The 16,452-nt window shown below is 67.3% G+C and carries 17 protein-coding genes and 1 tRNA gene; 15 read left to right on the top strand and 3 right to left on the bottom strand.

What is annotated here, in order from left to right; all coding sequences use genetic code 11:
* Positions 1-200 precede the first annotated feature (200 nt).
* The 5 genes from steA to xerD all read left to right on the top strand — a co-directional run bounded on the left by steA (position 201) and on the right by xerD (position 5,757).
* Positions 201-1,382 (top strand): putative cytokinetic ring protein SteA, encoded by a 1,182-nt coding sequence (steA, locus tag OCU_RS39115; RefSeq protein ID WP_009955069.1) that lies wholly within the window; start codon positions 201-203, stop codon positions 1,380-1,382.
* Positions 1,383-2,327 carry a copper transporter gene (locus OCU_RS39110; protein WP_014380301.1) on the top strand — a complete coding sequence of 315 codons (945 nt, stop codon included), beginning with the start codon at positions 1,383-1,385 and terminating at the stop codon, positions 2,325-2,327.
* Between the two features lie 124 nt (positions 2,328-2,451).
* Complete coding sequence (locus OCU_RS39105; protein WP_014380300.1) at positions 2,452-4,203, top strand: CTP synthase; 1,752 nt, start codon at positions 2,452-2,454, stop codon at positions 4,201-4,203.
* Positions 4,196-4,819 (top strand): NUDIX domain-containing protein, encoded by a 624-nt coding sequence (locus tag OCU_RS39100; RefSeq protein WP_009955788.1) that lies wholly within the window; start codon positions 4,196-4,198, stop codon positions 4,817-4,819. Before OCU_RS39105 ends, OCU_RS39100 begins: the two co-directional genes overlap by 8 nt.
* Positions 4,816-5,757, top strand: coding sequence for a site-specific tyrosine recombinase XerD (gene xerD / locus OCU_RS39095; RefSeq protein ID WP_014380299.1), 942 nt, complete (start codon positions 4,816-4,818; stop codon positions 5,755-5,757). Before OCU_RS39100 ends, xerD begins: the two co-directional genes overlap by 4 nt.
* Before the next feature lie 101 nt (positions 5,758-5,858).
* On the opposite strand, the gene OCU_RS39090 is transcribed toward xerD, so the two are convergent.
* The gene (locus OCU_RS39090; protein WP_014380298.1) at positions 5,859-6,608 is read right to left on the bottom strand and encodes an O-methyltransferase; all 750 of its coding nucleotides are present in this window, start codon (positions 6,606-6,608) and stop codon (positions 5,859-5,861) included.
* Between the two features lie 234 nt (positions 6,609-6,842).
* On the opposite strand from OCU_RS39090, the gene OCU_RS39085 reads away from it, so the two are divergent.
* The 9 genes from OCU_RS39085 to OCU_RS39045 all read left to right on the top strand — a co-directional run bounded on the left by OCU_RS39085 (position 6,843) and on the right by OCU_RS39045 (position 13,040).
* Positions 6,843-7,706 (top strand): ParA family protein, encoded by an 864-nt coding sequence (locus tag OCU_RS39085; protein ID WP_008257550.1) that lies wholly within the window; start codon positions 6,843-6,845, stop codon positions 7,704-7,706.
* Positions 7,703-8,521, top strand: coding sequence for a segregation/condensation protein A (locus OCU_RS39080; RefSeq protein ID WP_008257548.1), 819 nt, complete (start codon positions 7,703-7,705; stop codon positions 8,519-8,521). The genes OCU_RS39085 and OCU_RS39080 overlap by 4 nt, the downstream gene beginning before the upstream one ends.
* Positions 8,521-9,345 (top strand): SMC-Scp complex subunit ScpB, encoded by an 825-nt coding sequence (gene scpB / locus OCU_RS39075; RefSeq protein WP_020188608.1) that lies wholly within the window; start codon positions 8,521-8,523, stop codon positions 9,343-9,345. The genes OCU_RS39080 and scpB overlap by 1 nt, the downstream gene beginning before the upstream one ends.
* The gene (locus OCU_RS39070) at positions 9,345-10,088 is read left to right on the top strand and encodes a pseudouridine synthase (protein ID WP_014380296.1); all 744 of its coding nucleotides are present in this window, start codon (positions 9,345-9,347) and stop codon (positions 10,086-10,088) included. The genes scpB and OCU_RS39070 overlap by 1 nt, the downstream gene beginning before the upstream one ends.
* Positions 10,085-10,756, top strand: a complete 672-nt coding sequence (gene cmk / locus OCU_RS39065; protein ID WP_170320570.1) for a (d)CMP kinase — start codon at positions 10,085-10,087, stop codon at positions 10,754-10,756. Before OCU_RS39070 ends, cmk begins: the two co-directional genes overlap by 4 nt.
* On the top strand, positions 10,753-12,153 hold the full coding sequence (gene der, locus OCU_RS39060) for a ribosome biogenesis GTPase Der (RefSeq protein ID WP_014380294.1): 1,401 nt from the start codon (positions 10,753-10,755) through the stop codon (positions 12,151-12,153). The genes cmk and der overlap by 4 nt, the downstream gene beginning before the upstream one ends.
* Before the next feature lie 152 nt (positions 12,154-12,305).
* Positions 12,306-12,382, top strand: a tRNA-Pro gene (locus tag OCU_RS39055).
* 114 nt (positions 12,383-12,496) lie between these two features.
* Positions 12,497-12,697: a hypothetical protein gene (locus OCU_RS39050; protein ID WP_014380293.1), complete on the top strand. Its 201-nt coding sequence runs from the start codon at positions 12,497-12,499 to the stop codon at positions 12,695-12,697.
* Positions 12,698-12,701: 4 nt separating this feature from the next.
* A complete protein-coding gene (locus OCU_RS39045; protein WP_014380292.1) occupies positions 12,702-13,040 on the top strand; it encodes a hypothetical protein in 339 nt (112 codons plus the stop codon).
* A 74-nt stretch (positions 13,041-13,114) separates the two neighbouring features.
* Here the strand turns inward: OCU_RS39045 and OCU_RS39040 are convergent, their stop codons facing one another.
* Positions 13,115-13,594, bottom strand: a complete 480-nt coding sequence (locus tag OCU_RS39040; RefSeq protein ID WP_142305478.1) for a hypothetical protein — start codon at positions 13,592-13,594, stop codon at positions 13,115-13,117.
* 57 nt (positions 13,595-13,651) lie between these two features.
* Positions 13,652-13,972, bottom strand: a complete 321-nt coding sequence (locus OCU_RS39035) for a hypothetical protein (protein ID WP_014380290.1) — start codon at positions 13,970-13,972, stop codon at positions 13,652-13,654.
* 843 nt (positions 13,973-14,815) lie between these two features.
* On the opposite strand from OCU_RS39035, the gene OCU_RS39025 reads away from it, so the two are divergent.
* Complete coding sequence (locus OCU_RS39025) at positions 14,816-16,360, top strand: ORC-CDC6 family AAA ATPase (protein WP_198346183.1); 1,545 nt, start codon at positions 14,816-14,818, stop codon at positions 16,358-16,360.
* Positions 16,361-16,452: the final 92 nt, after the last annotated feature.

Raw genomic sequence — 16,452 nt, 5'->3', positions numbered from 1 at the left:
CGTCTCCGCCCCTGTGTCGGGCCCCTGGCTCCGCGAGCGTCGACTTGTGGCGGCCAACCCCGGCGTGTCGCCGCATCAAGTCGACGTTCGAGACCAGTTCGGCACAGACCTGTTACTAATGGGACTCTAGATAACTTCTGGGGCTAATGTTACGGCGCGCCTCCCCGCGTCGTCCGCGCATCACCGACAGAATCGCCCCCATGAAGATGTCAGGCCTGCTTTCCCGTAATCCCGCCCGGCCGGGCCTCGTCGGCACTGCCCGCGTTGACCGCAACATCGACCGATTGCTGCGCAGGGTCTGCCCCGGCGACATCGTCGTGCTCGACATCCTCGATCTGGATCGCATCACGGCGGACGCCCTGGTGGAGGCCGACATCGCCGCCGTCGTCAACGCCTCGCCGTCGGTGTCGGGCCGCTACCCCAACCTGGGGCCCGAGGTCCTGGTCAACAACGGGGTCACGCTGATCGACGAGGCCGGACCCGACGTCTTCAAGAAGGTCAAAGACGGCGCCAAGATCCGCCTGCACGAGGGCGGGGTGTACGCCGGCGACCGGCGGCTGGTCCGCGGCACCGAACGCACCGACCACGACATCGCCGATTTGATGCGGGAGGCCAAGAGCGGCCTGTCCGCCCATCTGGAGGCGTTCGCGGGCAACACCATCGAGTTCATCAAGAGCGAGAGCCCGCTGCTGATAGACGGCATCGGCATCCCCGACGTCGACGTCGACCTGCGCCGCCGGCACGTGGTGATCGTCGCCGACGAGCCCAGCGCCGAGGACGACCTCAAGTCGCTCAAGCCGTTCATCAAGGAGTATCAGCCGGCCCTGATCGGCGTCGGCAGCGGCGCGGACGTGTTGCGCAAGGCGGGGTATCGCCCGCAAGTGATCGTCGGCGACCCCGACCAGATCAGCACCGACGCCCTGAAGTGCGGGGCCCAGGTCGTGCTGCCCGCCGACGCCGACGGGCACGCGCCGGGGCTGGAACGCATCCAGGACCTGGGCGTCGGCGCGATGACGTTCCCGGCCGCGGGGTCGGCGATCGATTTGGCCCTGCTGCTGGCCGACCACCACGGCGCCGCGCTGCTGGTGACCGCCGGCCACACCGCCAACATCGAGACGTTCTTCGACCGCACCCGTGCGCACAGCAACCCGTCCACCTTCCTGACCCGGCTGCGGGTGGGGGAGAAGGTGGTGGACGCCAAGGCCGTGGCCACCCTGTACCGCAACCACATCTCGGCGGGGGCCATCGCGCTGCTGGCGCTGACGATGCTGATCGCCGTCATCGTCGCGCTGTGGGTGTCTCGCACCGACGGCGTGGTGCTGCACTGGGTCACCGACTACTGGAACCACTTCTGCTTGATGGTGCAGAAGTGGGTCACCTAGATGATCTCGCTGCGCCAACACGCCCTGTCGCTGGCCGCCGTGTTCCTGGCGCTGGCCGTGGGCGTCGTGCTGGGTTCCGGCTTCCTGTCGGACACGTTGCTGTCCAGCCTGCGTGACGAGAAGAAGGACCTCAACGCCCAGATCAGCGGGCTGAACGACCAGAAAAACGTGTTGAACGAAAAGCTCAGCGCGGCAAACAATTTCGACACCCAGCTGGCCGGCCGGATCGTGCACGACGCGCTGGCCGGCAAGTCGGTGGTGGTGTTCCGCACCCCGGACGCCAAGGACGACGACGTGGCCGCGGTGTCGAAGTTCATCGGTCAGGCCGGCGGGACGGTGACCGGGACGGTGTCGCTGACGCAGGAGTTCGTCGAGGCCAACTCGGCGGAGAAGCTGCAGACGGTGGTGAACTCCTCGGTGCTGCCCGCCGGACAGCAGCTGAGCACCAAGCTCGTCGACCAGGGTTCGCAGGCGGGTGACCTGATGGGCATCGCCCTGCTGGCCAACCCCAACCCCGCGGTGCCCCCGGTGGACGACACCCAGCGCAACACCGTGCTGGCGGCGCTGCGCGACACCGGCTTCATCACCTATCAGGCGAGCGATCAGATGGGCGCGGCCAACGCCGCGCTCGTCGTCACCGGTGGCGCGCTGCCCCAGGACGCCGGGAACCAGGGGGCGAGCGTGGCGCGGTTCTCGGCCGCGCTGGCCCCGCACGGCTCGGGCACGCTGCTCGCCGGGCGCGACGGTTCGGCGACCGGCGGCGCCGCCGTCGCGGTGGCCCGCGCCGATGCCGGCCTGAACTCCGCGATCAGCACGGTCGACGACGTGGACGCCGCGCCGGGACGCATCACCGCGGTGCTCGGCCTGCACGACCTGCTCGGCGGCGGTCACGCGGGCCAGTACGGCACCGGTCACGGGGCGACGTCGATCACGGTGCCTCAGTAGCGGGCGTGTTCACCGCGGCTCGGCGCCGTGGATGTTAGGGTGGGTTTCCGTGGGTCGGCAGGCCCATCTAGTTGTTCGCTAGAAACATTTTTCAAGCCCTGCCCGTCTTCACGGAGGTCGCCTGTTGCGAAAGCACCCGCAAACCGCCACCAAGCACCTCTTCGTCAGCGGGGGCGTCGCATCCTCGTTGGGTAAGGGATTGACCGCCAGCAGCCTCGGTCAGCTCCTGACGGCGCGCGGGCTGTACGTGACGATGCAAAAGCTCGACCCGTACCTCAACGTCGACCCGGGCACCATGAACCCGTTCCAGCACGGCGAGGTCTTCGTCACCGAGGACGGCGCCGAGACCGACCTGGACGTCGGCCACTACGAGCGCTTCCTGGATCGCGATCTGTCCGGCTCGGCGAATGTCACTACGGGGCAGGTGTATTCGAGCGTCATCGCCAAGGAACGCCGCGGTGAGTACCTCGGCGACACCGTCCAGGTGATCCCGCACATCACCGACGAGATCAAAGGGCGCATCATGGCGATGGCCCAGCCCGACGCGCAGGGCAACCGCCCCGACGTGGTCATCACCGAAATCGGCGGCACCGTCGGTGACATCGAGTCGCAGCCCTTCCTGGAGGCGGCCCGCCAGGTGCGCCACGACCTGGGTCGCGAGAACGTCTTCTTCCTACACGTCTCGCTGGTGCCCTACCTGGCCCCGTCGGGCGAGCTCAAGACCAAACCCACCCAGCACTCGGTGGCCGCGCTGCGCAGCATCGGTATCACCCCGGACGCGCTGATCCTGCGCTGCGACCGCGACGTTCCCGAGGCGCTGAAGAACAAGATCGCGCTGATGTGCGACGTCGACATCGACGGCGTCATCTCCACCCCGGACGCGCCGTCGATCTATGACATTCCGAAGGTGCTGCACCGCGAAGAACTCGACGCCTATGTGGTGCGCCGGCTCAACCTACCGTTCCGCGATGTCGACTGGACCGAATGGGACGACCTGCTGCGCCGGGTGCATGAGCCGTATGAAACGGTGCGAATCGCCTTGGTGGGCAAGTACGTTGAACTCTCCGACGCCTACCTGTCGGTCACCGAGGCGCTGCGCGCCGGCGGTTTCAAGCACCACGCCAAGGTCGAGTTGCTCTGGGTCGCGTCCGACGACTGCGAGACCGGGCCCGGTGCCGCGGCTGCGCTGGCCGACGTGCAGGGTGTGCTGATTCCCGGCGGGTTCGGCATCCGCGGCATCGAGGGCAAGCTCGGCGCCATCCACTACGCGCGCGCCCGGGGCCTGCCGGTGCTCGGCCTGTGCCTCGGGCTGCAATGCATCGTGATCGAGGCCGCCCGCTCGGCCGGCCTGGTCGAGGCCAACTCGGCCGAATTCGACCCGGACACACCGGATCCCGTCATCTCCACGATGGCCGACCAGGTCGACATCGTCGCCGGCGAGGCCGACCTCGGCGGCACCATGCGGCTGGGCGCCTATCCCGCCGTGCTGGAACCGGATTCGATTGTGGCCCAGGCGTATGGCGCCACGGAGGTGTCCGAACGCCACCGGCACCGCTACGAGGTCAACAACGCCTACCGCGACAAGATCGCGGAAAGCGGACTCAGGTTTTCCGGCACCTCACCCGACGGTCACCTGGTCGAGTTCGTCGAGTACCCGCCGGACGTGCACCCGTTCATCGTCGGCACGCAGGCTCATCCGGAGCTCAAGAGCCGGCCCACCCGGCCGCATCCGCTGTTCGTCGCGTTCGTCGGGGCGGCCCTCGAATACAAGGCCGGCGAACGGTTGCCGGTGGAAATCCCCGAGCAGTCGTCCAACGGCATCCAGCATCGGGACAGCGCCGCGCGGCCCATACCTGAGCCCGCGTCCCGTGGCTGAACACGTCTTCTCCACGGCGTCCTCCGAAACGCTGTACACCGGAAAGATTTTCGCGCTGCGCAGCGACCGGGTGCGGATGCCGGGCGACACCACCGCGGTGCGCGAGGTCGTCGAGCACTACGGCGCCGTGGCCGTCGCGGCGCTGGACGCCGACAACAACATCCCGCTGGTCTACCAGTACCGGCACGCGTTCGGGCGGCGGCTCTGGGAGTTGCCCGCCGGGCTGCTCGACGTCGCGGGGGAGCCGCCGCAGCAGACGGCCGCCCGCGAACTCCACGAGGAGGTCGGCCTGCGGGCGGACACCTGGCGGGTGCTGGTCGACCTCAACTCCGCGCCGGGCTTCAGCGACGAATCCGTACGGATTTATCTGGCCACCGGGCTGACCGAGGTGGGCAGGCCCGAGGCGCACCACGAGGAAGCCGACATGACGATGAGCTGGGTTCCCATCGCGGAGGCCGCCCGTCGGGTATTCAGCGGCGACATCGTGAATTCGATTGCCATCGCGGGGATCTTGGCGGCCCACGCCGTCACCGAGGGGTTCGCGCAGCCACGGCCGGTGGACAGTCCCTGGATCGACCGGCCGACGGCGTTCGCGGCCCGAAAGGCCGGGCCATGACGACGGTGGCGCTGGATTCCCAACTCCAGGGTTACCTCGACCACCTCACGATCGAGCGCGGCGTCGCGGCGAACACCCTGAGCTCGTATCGCCGCGATTTGCGCCGCTACACAAAACACTTGTCGGACCGTGGAATTCACGATCTGGCCAAGGTGGGCGAGGACGACGTCAGCGAGTTCCTGGTGGCGCTGCGCCGCGGGGACCCCGAGACCGGGGCGGCGGCGCTGTCGGCGGTGTCGGCGGCGCGGGCCCTGATTGCGGTGCGCGGCCTGCACCGCTTCGCCGCCGCCGAGGGGCTGGCCGAACTCGACGTAGCCCGCGCGGTCCGCCCGCCCACGCCCGGCCGCCGGCTGCCCAAGAGCCTGACCGTCGACCAGGTCCTGGCGCTGCTGGAGGGTGCGGGGGGCGACAGCCCGGCCGACGGCCCGCTGACCCTGCGCAACCGCGCGCTGCTGGAGCTGCTGTATTCGACCGGCGCGCGGATCTCCGAGGCCGTCGGCCTCGATGTGGACGACGTCGACACCCAGGCCCGCTCAGTGTTGTTGCGCGGCAAGGGCGGTAAGCAGCGGCTGGTGCCGATCGGGCGCCCCGCCGTGGCCGCGCTGGACGCCTATCTGGTGCGCGGACGTTCGGATCTGGCGCGACGGGGGCGTGGGACGCCGGCCATCTTCCTCAACGTGCGCGGCGGGCGGCTGTCGCGTCAGAGCGCGTGGCAGGTCCTGCAGGACGCGGCCGAGCGAGCCGGCATCACCTCGGGGGTGTCGCCGCACATGCTGCGGCATTCCTTCGCCACCCACCTGCTCGAGGGCGGCGCCGACGTGCGGGTCGTGCAGGAGTTGCTCGGGCACGCCTCGGTGACGACGACGCAGATCTACACCATGGTGACCGTGCACGCGCTGCGCGAAGTGTGGGCCGAGGCCCACCCGCGGGCGCGATAATCCGCGCTCGGGCGCGCTCCCTTTGCGTCCCCCGCCGAACGTGGAGTTGTTGCGCGAAAACGGCGAAATCGTCGACAACAAGTCGACGCTCGAGCGTCGCCTCAGCCCAGGTATTCGGACTCCAGCACCAGGTCGGACACCAACGACTGGTACTCGAGGTGGGTCTTGTGCTCGACGGTATTCCACCGCGTGCCCTGATGCCGGTGCATGTACCCGCGGTACTTCGGTGCGCCCGGCACCCGCACATTGTCGGCGACCACGATCGAGCCGGGATGCAGCCAGCCCCGATCCAGGATGCTCTTCAGGTCGTCGAGGTAGGCGTCCTTGTCGTGATCGAGGAACACGAAATCGAGTGCGCCAGCGGCAAACCCGTGTTCGGCCAGCGCATCCAGGGTGCGGCCGCCGTCGCCGATGGTGCCGACCACACACGTCACACGGTCGGCCACGCCGGCATGCGCCCAGATCTGGCGGGCGTTGGCGGCGTTGGCCTCGGCGAGTTCGACCGAGAACACCTTGGCCTTCGGCGCGGCCCGGGCGATGCGCAGCGCGCCGTAGCCGCAGTAGGTGCCCAATTCGAGCGCCAGCGCCGGATCGGCGCGCCGCACCGCGGCGTCGAGCAGCAGTCCCTTCTCGTCGCCGACGTTGATCAACATCGACTTCTCGTAGGCGAACTTGTCGATGGTCGTCAGCACGTCGTCGACGTCGCCGGCCCGGGCGTTCCGCAGCACGTATTCGACGGCGGCGGCTTCGCGCCCGTCGCCGATCTGGCCCGTCGTGGTGATGTTGCGATTCCCGACGACCATCCGCCAGACCGACCACCGCAGCAGGGGTATCCGTCGCTTGAGATCCATAGGGGCCACGATAGGCCGACCGCCGGCGGTGCCCTCGCTGGCGACAGCTTTTCGCGGCCGGCACATCGCCCCCGAACTGGTGCTGCTGTGACTGGAGTGAATAGGCTGTCGGGATGTGCGTTTCACCACCGATTTTCGCTCATATTGGCTGGTTAATTGCCTGCGGGTCGCCGGGTTTCGGCGCGCGGACCCGTTAGACTTTCGGTCGATGTTCACCTCCCGAACACCCCCGCCATGACCGAGCAGCCGGACAACGGCGTCGAGCTCGGCCTGACCGGGCGGCCGCCGCGGGCGATCCCGGAGCCACAGCCGCGCACCTCGCACGGCCCGGCCAAAGTTGTCGCCATGTGCAACCAGAAGGGGGGCGTCGGGAAAACCACGTCGACCATCAATCTGGGTGCCGCGCTCGCCGAGTACGGCCGCCGGGTGCTGTTGGTGGACATGGACCCGCAGGGCGCGCTGTCCGCCGGCCTGGGCGTCCCGCACTACGAGCTGGAAAAGACCATCCACAACGTGCTGGTGGAGCCGCGGGTGTCGATCGACGACGTGCTGCTGCAGACCCGGGTCAAGCACATGGATCTGGTGCCGTCCAACATCGACCTGTCGGCCGCCGAGATCCAGTTGGTCAACGAGGTGGGACGCGAGCAGACGCTGGGCCGGGCGCTGCACCCGGTGCTGGATCGCTACGACTACGTGCTGATCGACTGCCAGCCGTCACTGGGTCTGCTCACCGTCAACGGCCTGGCCTGTTCGGACGGGGTGGTGATCCCCACCGAGTGCGAGTACTTCTCGCTGCGCGGTCTGGCGCTGCTCACCGACACCGTCGACAAGGTGCGCGACCGGCTGAACCCGAAACTGGAGATCAGCGGGATCCTGCTGACCCGGTACGACCCGCGCACGGTCAACTCGCGCGAGGTGATGGCCCGGGTGGTGGAGCGGTTCGGCGACCTGGTGTTCGACACCGTCATCACCCGCACTGTCCGGTTCCCGGAGACCAGCGTGGCCGGCGAACCCATCACCACGTGGGCGCCGCGATCGACCGGGGCCATCGCCTATCGCGCGTTGGCCCGCGAGTTCATCGACCGATTCGGCGCGTGAACGCGACCGCAAATGGTGAGGCGCCCCAGCAGAACGGCTTTCAGGTCCGCCTGACCAATTTCGAGGGGCCGTTCGATCTGCTGCTGCAGCTGATCTTCGCCCATCGCCTGGACGTGACCGAGGTGGCGCTGCACCAGGTCACCGACGACTTCATCGCCTACACCCGCGAAATCGGTCCCCAGCTGGAGCTCGAGGAGACCACCGCGTTCCTGGTGGTGGCCGCGACCCTGCTCGACCTGAAGGCCGCCCGGCTGCTGCCGGCCGGGCAGGTCGACGACGACGAAGACCTGGCGCTGCTGGAGGTGCGCGACCTGTTGTTCGCCCGGCTGCTGCAGTACCGCGCGTTCAAGCACGTCGCCGAGATGTTCGCCGAGCTGGAGGCCACCGCGCTGCGCAGCTACCCGCGCGCCGTGTCGCTGGAGGACCGGTTCACCGAGCTGTTGCCCGAGGTGATGATCGGCGTCGACGCCGACCGCTTCGCCCAGATCGCGGCGATCGCGTTCAGCCCGCGGCCCGTCCCGACGGTGTCGGTGGCGCACCTGCACGAGGTGCAGGTCTCCGTCCCCGAGCAGGCCAAGAAGTTGCTGGCGATCCTTCAGGCGCGGGGCAGCGGGGCGTGGGCGACGTTCTCCGAGCTGGTCGCCGATTGTGAGGCGTCGATGGAGGTGGTCGGGCGGTTCCTGGCGCTGCTCGAACTGTATCGGTCGCGGGCGGTAGCATTCGACCAGTCAGAGCCGCTTGGCGTGCTCCAAATTTCGTGGACCGGGGAACGTCCGGTCAGTGAAGCCTTGGTAGAAGTGCGGGACGAATCATGATGGGCGCCGGTGACGACGCAGAGCGCGGCGATGCCGAGGAACGGCGCTTCGGCACCGCCGGTGACGACGCAGAGCGCAGCGATGCGGAGGAACGGCATCTGAACGGTGCGGAGCCCAGCGACGCCGCGCAACCCGAAGTCGACCTGGATTCCGACCTCGACGTGGGCATCCCGGACATCGCCGAGGCCGCGCCGATGGAGTCCGAGGAACTCGGCTCGGTGCTCGAGGCGCTGCTGCTGGTGGTGGACACCCCGGTCACCGCGGAGGCGCTGGCGTCCGCCACGCAACAGCCGGTGTATCGGATCGCCACCAAGCTGCAGGAGATGGCCGAGGAACTGACCGCGCGCGACAGCGGCATCGACCTGCGGAAGAACAGCGAGGGCTGGCGCATGTATACCCGCGCCCGGTTCGCGCCGTACGTGGAAAAGCTGCTGCTGGACGGCGCGCGGTCCAAGCTCACCCGGGCCGCGCTGGAGACGCTGGCCGTGGTCGCCTACCGCCAGCCCGTGACGCGTGCGCGGGTGAGCGCGGTGCGCGGCGTCAACGTCGACGCGGTGATGCGCACGCTGCTGGCGCGCGGCCTGATCACCGAAGCCGGGGTGGACGACGACAGCGGCGCGACGACGTTCGCGACCACCGAGCTGTTCTTGGAGCGCCTGGGGCTGACGTCGCTGGCCGACCTGCCGGACATCGCGCCGCTGCTGCCCGACGTGGACACGATCGAGGACCTCAGCGAATCCCTGGACAGCGAGCCACGTTTCATCAAACTTTCCGGCGGCCACGCGGCCGACCCGGCGCTGACCTTCGACGTGGACCAGGATTGATGGTCGAAGCTGAGGGAATCCGGCTGCAAAAGGTGTTGTCCCAGGCCGGAATTGCGTCGCGGCGGGCCGCCGAGAAGTTGATCATCGAGGGCCGCGTCGAGGTGGACGGGCAGGTGGTGACCGAATTGGGCACCCGCGTCGACCCGGACGCCTCGGTGATCCGTGTGGACGGGGCCCGGATCGTCCTCGACGATTCGCAGGTGTATCTGGCGCTGAACAAGCCGCGCGGCGTGCACTCGACCATGTCGGACGACCGCGGGCGGCCGTGTATCGGTGATTTGATCGAACGGCGAGTTCGCGGGAACAAGAACCTGTTTCACGTCGGGCGCTTGGACGCGGACACCGAAGGGCTGATCCTGCTGACCAACGACGGTGAACTCGCGCACCGGCTGATGCATCCCTCCCACGAGGTGCCCAAGACGTACCTGGCGACGGTGACCGGGTCGGTGCCCCGCGGTGTCGGCAAGGCGCTGCGTGCCGGGATCGAGTTGGACGACGGTCCCGCGCGGGTCGACGAGTTCGCGGTGGTGGACGCGATCCCGGGTAAGACGCTGGTGCGGGTCACGTTGCACGAGGGCCGCAATCGCATCGTGCGCCGGCTGCTGGCGGCGGCCGGGTTCCCGGTGGAAGCGTTGGTGCGCACCGACATTGGGCCGGTGTCGCTCGGCAAGCAGCGCCCGGGCAGCTTCCGGGCGCTGGGCCGCGACGAGATCGGGCAGCTCTACAAGGCGGTGGGCCTGTGAGTGGGGTAGTGGTGGCCATCGACGGCCCGGCGGGTACCGGAAAGTCTTCGGTGTCAAAGGGATTGGCGTGCGCTTTAGGGGCCCGCTACCTCGATACGGGGGCGATGTACCGGATGGTGACGCTGGCCGTGTTGCGTGCGGGCGTCGATCCGGGCGACGTCGACGCGGTCGGCCGGGTCGGGTCGACGGCGCAGCTGTCGGTGGACGGCGATCGGTGTTTGCTTGCCGGAGAGGACGTTTCCACCGAGATTCGGGGGGATGCCGTCACCGGCGCCGTCTCGGCGGTGTCGGCGGTGCCCGCGGTGCGCGCCCGGCTGGTCGAGTTGCAGCGCGAGATGGCCGCTGGGCCGGGCGATGTCGTCGTCGAGGGCCGCGACATCGGCACCGTCGTCCTGCCCGACGCGCCGGTGAAGATCTTTTTGACCGCGTCGGCAGAAACGCGGGCGCGTCGGCGCAACGACCAGAACGTGGCGGCCGGGCTGGCCGACGACTACGACGCCGCGCTCGCCGACGTCCGCCGTCGCGACCATCTGGATTCCACGCGGGCGGTGTCGCCGCTGCGGGCCGCCCCCGACGCGGTGGTCGTCGACACCAGCGAGATGACCGAGGCGCAGGTGATCACCCATCTGCGGGACTTGGTCGACCAGCGAAGCGGGGCGGTGCGGTGACCCAGGACGGTACATGGAGTGACGAAAGCGACTGGGAATCCGTCGAATTCGGCATCGACGAACAGGAGGAGGCCGGCCCGGCGCCGGTGGTGGCGGTGGTGGGCCGGCCCAACGTCGGCAAGTCCACGCTGGTGAACCGGATCCTGGGCCGTCGCGAAGCGGTGGTTCAGGACATCCCGGGCGTCACCCGCGACCGGGTGTCCTACGACGCGCTGTGGACCGGCCGCCGGTTCGTCGTGCAGGACACCGGCGGATGGGAGCCCGACGCCAAGGGGCTGCAGCAGCTGGTGGCCGAGCAGGCCTCGGTGGCCATGCGCACCGCGGACGCGGTGATCCTGGTGGTCGACGCCGTCGTCGGCGCCACCTCGGCCGACGAAGCCGCCGCCCGGATCCTCCTGCGGTCGGGAAAGCCAGTGTTCCTGGCCGCCAACAAGGTTGACAGCGACAAGGCCGAAGCGGACGCGGCGATGTTGTGGTCGCTGGGGCTCGGTGAGCCGCACGCGATCAGCGCCATGCACGGCCGCGGGGTGGCCGATCTGCTTGACGAGGTGCTGGCCGCGCTGCCCGCGGTGTCGGAGGTGGGCCCCAAACCCGGTGGCCCGCGGCGCGTGGCGCTGGTCGGTAAACCCAACGTGGGCAAGAGCTCGCTGCTGAACAAGCTGGCCGGCGATCAGCGCTCGGTGGTGCACGATGTCGCGGGGACGACGGTGGACCCGGTGGACTCCCTCATACAGCTGGGCGACAGGGTGTGGCGGTTCGTCGACACGGCGGGTTTGCGGCGCAAGGTCGGTCAGGCCAGCGGCCACGAGTTCTACGCATCGGTGCGCACGCACTCGGCCATCGACGCGGCCGAGGTGGTGATCGTGCTGATCGATGCGTCGGACCCGCTGACCGAACAGGATCAGCGGGTGCTGTCGATGGTCATCGAAGCCGGCCGGGCCTTGGTGCTGGCCTTCAACAAGTGGGACCTGGTCGACGAGGACCGGCGCGAGCTGCTGGAGCGCGAGATCGACCGCGAACTCGTGCAGCTGCGGTGGGCGCCGCGCGTCAACATCTCCGCCAAGACCGGCCGCGCCGTGCAAAAGCTGGTGCCGGCCATGGAGACCTCGCTGGCGTCGTGGGATGCGCGGATCGCCACCGGCCCGCTGAATTCCTGGCTGAAAGAGGTGGTGGCGGCCACCCCGCCACCGGTGCGCGGCGGCAAGCAGCCGCGGATCCTGTTCGCCACCCAGGCCACTGCCCGGCCCCCGACGTTCGTGCTGTTCACCACCGGCTTCCTCGAGGCGGGCTATCGGCGTTTCCTGGAGCGACGGCTGCGCGAGGCCTTCGGCTTCGAGGGGTCGCCGATCCGGATCAACGTGCGGGTGCGCGAAAAGCGGGGCGCCCGGCGGCGCTGAGCGATGGGCTCTGCGTGACGCGCGACGAACTCACCCGCGCGCTGCTGGCCTGGGCGCACGGGGCGGACGCCGCGCAGGGAAGGTCGATGGGCGGGGCGGCCCGGCGCTTGCGGTAGGCTTTCGACCTGCTGCCGGTGGGAACCACTGGCGCGCGGGCTGTGGCGCAGTTTGGTAGCGCACTTGACTGGGGGTCAAGTGGTCGCAGGTTCAAATCCTGTCAGCCCGACCAGAGTTATTGCAGGTAAAGGGCGGTTTTCTCGAAATCGGGAACCGCCTTTTCTGTACCCGCCTGGGGTATGGATGGCAACGCGGATGGCAACCCGTCCAAAAATTGTCGAGTGTCATGCGGGCCGCCGGTGATGCGATCACAGCCGGGGCGCCGGTCGACGGAGCAGTCGTCAAGCGACGTATCGACGAGCTGCGCCAGGGCGACGACGAGCGCCTGGCCGACGCCGCCGCGCGGGTGCAGCCGCTGCACGTGCTCAAAATCGTGCAGTCCTGGTCGGGTGGGCTGGCCAAGACCCGCCGCGCCGGGAGGCGGTGACCCGGTGGTGGCATACGCGAGCGAGGAGGACGTCAAGGCGGCGCTGCGAGCGATCGGCCACGCCGAGCTGGCCGACGACCTGCCGCCGGTCGACGAACTGCTCAGCGAGGCAAGCGACCTAGTGACCGGGTACCTGTGGCCGTCGGAGGTGCCAACGCCGACGCCGGGGCCGGTCCTGCGGGTAGTAGCGGCGTTGGCCGCGGCCGTGCTCATTCGGCCGGCAAAACTGCTACCTGAGACGCAGAGCCTTTCGGCTGACGGGTTCGGGGTGACGTTCACGCCGGGCACAGGTTCGCCAGGGCCGTACCTCACGGCAGCGCTCAAGGCGCGGCTGCGGCCCTAGCGGGCAGCCATGACGTCGGTGGCGATGGGCAGCGAGCGCCACTGACAGAGCAGCCCACCACGGGACTGGGCGATCTAGTTCCATTCGCAGAACAGGCCGCCGGTCATTTCGAGGCAGACTGGTCGACGCTGCTGCTGTCCGTCCTCCACGACTAGAGCGAGAATTTCGTGGCCATCTCCGGGGTGGGGTCCACGCACGGCGCGTATCAGCTTGACCTTTCCGTTGCCGTCGGGATCGTCCATTATGAGCCCCTCCCACTTCCAAAGGTCGGCTGCCCGCACGTAGGCCTGGCTTTGTGGGTCGTTGCCGTCGAGGACGCGATGGATAAGGTCGCCAGGCTTCACGTCGTTGGTGACAGTCGTACCGAGATCGTGGATTCGGACAGTCATGCGGATACGCCGGTTAGGTTCGTCGTCCTCAAGTCTTGTGACCGTTGCCCTGTGATGTTCGACTGAGCCGACGCCGTTGTGCTGTATCGGCAAGAGGATGTCGTCGTTTTCGGCGAGTAGGCACACGAGGCAGGGCCGTGCGAGGGTTGGATCGGATGCGTTCATACGGTTACGGTATTGCCCTCGTCTCCCTTGCGGTGGCGGGCTTTTCTATTGGGGCTCCTATCCCAGACGTCCAGCCAGCCTATCGAGTTCGTCGGCCGCGTTACGCAGCGCGGCGGCCAGGTGCTCGACGTCGGCGGCGTCCACCATCACGGATTCTTGGCCGTCGCTGACCGCGATGCTCAGCCCGTCGAAACCGCCGTAGATGTACTGAAAGCCGTGGACCTTGACGTGTAGCCCGCTGGGTGTGGTTTGGTCGCCGCAGTGGAAGTGTCGTTGCACGATCCGGTCGTCGTCGCTCAGCTCCCATTCGCCGACGTGGGCGGCGTCGGGAGGCGTTGGGACGGACAGGGGCGTGGGGGCTGGTGTGCTCGTTGTCATGGGTGCTGACGGTAGGCGTGTGGCGGTGGCGCGTCAACCAGGCTGAAGCCGCGAAAGTGTTTACGTATCAACAGCTTTCGTTGACGGGTCAACAGCACGCGGCGTTGGCGTGCAACGCCTTTCGATCGGTGGCGGTTGACGACGGTGACAACACGCGGCTTGAATTGCTTGCGCGGGCCGGGCGTGTCGTACAGGTCGGGTAGGAATTGGGCCTATGAATTTGGAGTTGGGTGTCGCCTGTTCGTTGGCTGCTGCACCCAAGTTGACCTGCGACGAAAGTATTCCGAGCTGCAAAAGTGTTGACTGCGAAGGCACTAGACAATGTGGATCCTGAGATCGTGTGGCCTACTGGACATTAGCGGTCACCGAACGACGGTGGACCAATGTGGTCGTTGGTGAGGGTGTCGCGAAGTCGGAACGACATCAGCGGGCCGCGAACTCGCGCTGGGATTCCGTGCGGCGGGCGCGGAGTGAGCCCGTCTGCGGGCGGTGACCTGATGGCGCGGGTAAAACGTGCCCCGGACCGGGCGGCGCCGCCAGAAGATGGGCGGACGCCACGGTGGGTCGAGGCTCTGATAGCGGATCCGCGTGGGATGCCGCCCACGCAATACGACTTACAGCCGACGTCGACCAAGTATCGAGGTCAACGGTGAGCTGCCATTTTGCCGGCGAATTCACGCGCGGCCTAAACAACCTCCAATGCGTTGCGTTGGCGCCTCAGAACGGGACGCTCATGTCCTCTTGCTCGATTGTCAGGATTAATGGTCCTAGTGTGGTCACGTGCCAGGCGTCTCCGACATCAACCGAGCCTTCAACCGAGTCCCACGTAGAGCGGAGTCTCGGGTGAGTGCACAGCTACGCGACACTTTTGTCGATTCTGGGGTCGCTGCAGCCCTCGAGTCTATTGATCACCAAGTCCTTTACGGCAGGCGCGGCACAGGCAAGACGCACGCCCTGAGATACCTTGCTGCGACGCGGGCCGAGTACGGGGATATTGGCATCTACATTGACCTACGAATCATCGGCTCGGCCGAGGGGTTGTTCGACCCGGAGCGCGCCTCGCCGATCGCGCGGACATCGAGGCTCCTTGCCAACCTCCTCTTGGAGGTTCACGACGCGATCCTCGAGGCGGTGTTAAACGACGACGAACTCATCGCAGATGAAGCAATCGCGCAGAACCTCGATTTCCTGGACCAAGCCCTGCGCAACACGCGCGTCGAGGGAGGGCAGGTCGAAGAATCCTACGAGCATCAAAACGAGAAGAAGGAGAAAGCATCACTGCGGGCAAGGTTTTCGTTAACCCGGCTCTCCGCTAATGCGATGGCGGGTGTCGGAATGTCGAATTCCGATCAAAACAGGCAATCAGCGAAACGCAAAGGTGAGGAGCGGCCTAGCCTCAACTTCGGCGAGATCGCACGTTCATTGCGCGCAGTGGCGGAATCGCTGAGGGCCCGCCGAATCTGGCTTCTGCTGGATGAATGGAGCAGCGTGCCCCTGGATATGCAGCCCTACCTGGGTGAATTCCTCGTGCGTTGCGTAACACCAGTTCAGGGTTTCACCGTCAAAATTGCCGCGATCGAGCAGCAGACGCGCTTTCGAACGACCACGGCGAATAACGAAACCATCGGAATCGAGCTCGGTGCCGATTTTGCTGCCAACGTCGATCTCGATGATTTCATGGTGTTCGAGCATGATCGCGAACGGGCGCGAGACTTCTTCCGTGGCTTGCTTTTTAAGCATCTGACGGCGGGGGCCAGCGACGCAGAGCAGGTGCCGGGCCTTCGAACTGAGCGTGATCTGGTGTCGATGGGCTTTACTAGCAAGCGGGTATTCGATGAGCTGGTCCGCGCATCCGAAGGCGTGCCGCGCGACGCGATCAACATCGCAGCGAAGGCGGCCGTTCGGGCTGGCGATCGCCAGATATCGATGCCGGAGGTGCGGCGCGCCAGCCGCCAGTGGTTCCAAACGGATAAGGAATCTGCGCTGCGCGGTGTAACCGGCGGTATAGAGCTGCTCAACTGGGTAATTGATACGGTCATCCGTGAGAAGCGTGCCCGCGGCTTCTTGGTCAATCAGCGCTCTTCAGGCGAGCGGCTTCTTACTGCGCTTTTCGACGCGCGTGTGTTGCACCTGGTCCGCCGCGGCTACTCCGCTCAAGACGAGCCGGGCGAGCGGTATGACGTCTACGTTATCGACTACGGCGCGTACGTCGATTTGATCAACACCCAAAATGCGCCCCGGGGACTACTCGCGGTTGATCTAGATGGTGATGACATAGACGACTCCGACGGCGGCTGGGTCGAAGTACCGGAACAGGATCTACGTGCATTGCGTCGAGCGGTTCTGAATCTCGACGAGTTCCTAAAGGCCAACCCGCAATACAAGTGAGCCGGTGTGTACCCGTGCGACAGGATTCTCGTGCCGGGTGCGCTTCTGACCAAGGCAGCGCGACGATCAACCCAACCTCGGTCCCACCCATG

The sequence above is a fragment of the Mycobacterium intracellulare ATCC 13950 genome (assembly GCF_000277125.1).
Lineage (GTDB): Bacteria > Actinomycetota > Actinomycetes > Mycobacteriales > Mycobacteriaceae > Mycobacterium > Mycobacterium intracellulare.
The sequence above is the reverse complement of the archived record's forward strand: the minus strand, read 5'-3'. Positions and strand labels throughout refer to the sequence as shown.

Excerpts from the sequence above, each read along its gene's own strand:
- steA (WP_009955069.1), top strand. The coding sequence starts at position 201 with ATGAAGATGTCAGGCCTGCTTTCCCGTAATCCCGCCCGGCCGGGCCTC.
- OCU_RS39110 (WP_014380301.1), top strand. The coding sequence starts at position 1,383 with ATGATCTCGCTGCGCCAACACGCCCTGTCGCTGGCCGCCGTGTTCCTG.
- xerD (WP_014380299.1), top strand. The coding sequence starts at position 4,816 with ATGACGACGGTGGCGCTGGATTCCCAACTCCAGGGTTACCTCGACCAC.
- OCU_RS39090 (WP_014380298.1), bottom strand. The coding sequence starts at position 6,608 with ATGGATCTCAAGCGACGGATACCCCTGCTGCGGTGGTCGGTCTGGCGG.
- OCU_RS39085 (WP_008257550.1), top strand. The coding sequence starts at position 6,843 with ATGACCGAGCAGCCGGACAACGGCGTCGAGCTCGGCCTGACCGGGCGG.
- scpB (WP_020188608.1), top strand. The coding sequence starts at position 8,521 with ATGGGCGCCGGTGACGACGCAGAGCGCGGCGATGCCGAGGAACGGCGC.
- OCU_RS39070 (WP_014380296.1), top strand. The coding sequence starts at position 9,345 with ATGGTCGAAGCTGAGGGAATCCGGCTGCAAAAGGTGTTGTCCCAGGCC.
- OCU_RS39050 (WP_014380293.1), top strand. The coding sequence starts at position 12,497 with ATGCGGGCCGCCGGTGATGCGATCACAGCCGGGGCGCCGGTCGACGGA.
- OCU_RS39040 (WP_142305478.1), bottom strand. The coding sequence starts at position 13,594 with ATGAACGCATCCGATCCAACCCTCGCACGGCCCTGCCTCGTGTGCCTA.
- OCU_RS39035 (WP_014380290.1), bottom strand. The coding sequence starts at position 13,972 with ATGACAACGAGCACACCAGCCCCCACGCCCCTGTCCGTCCCAACGCCT.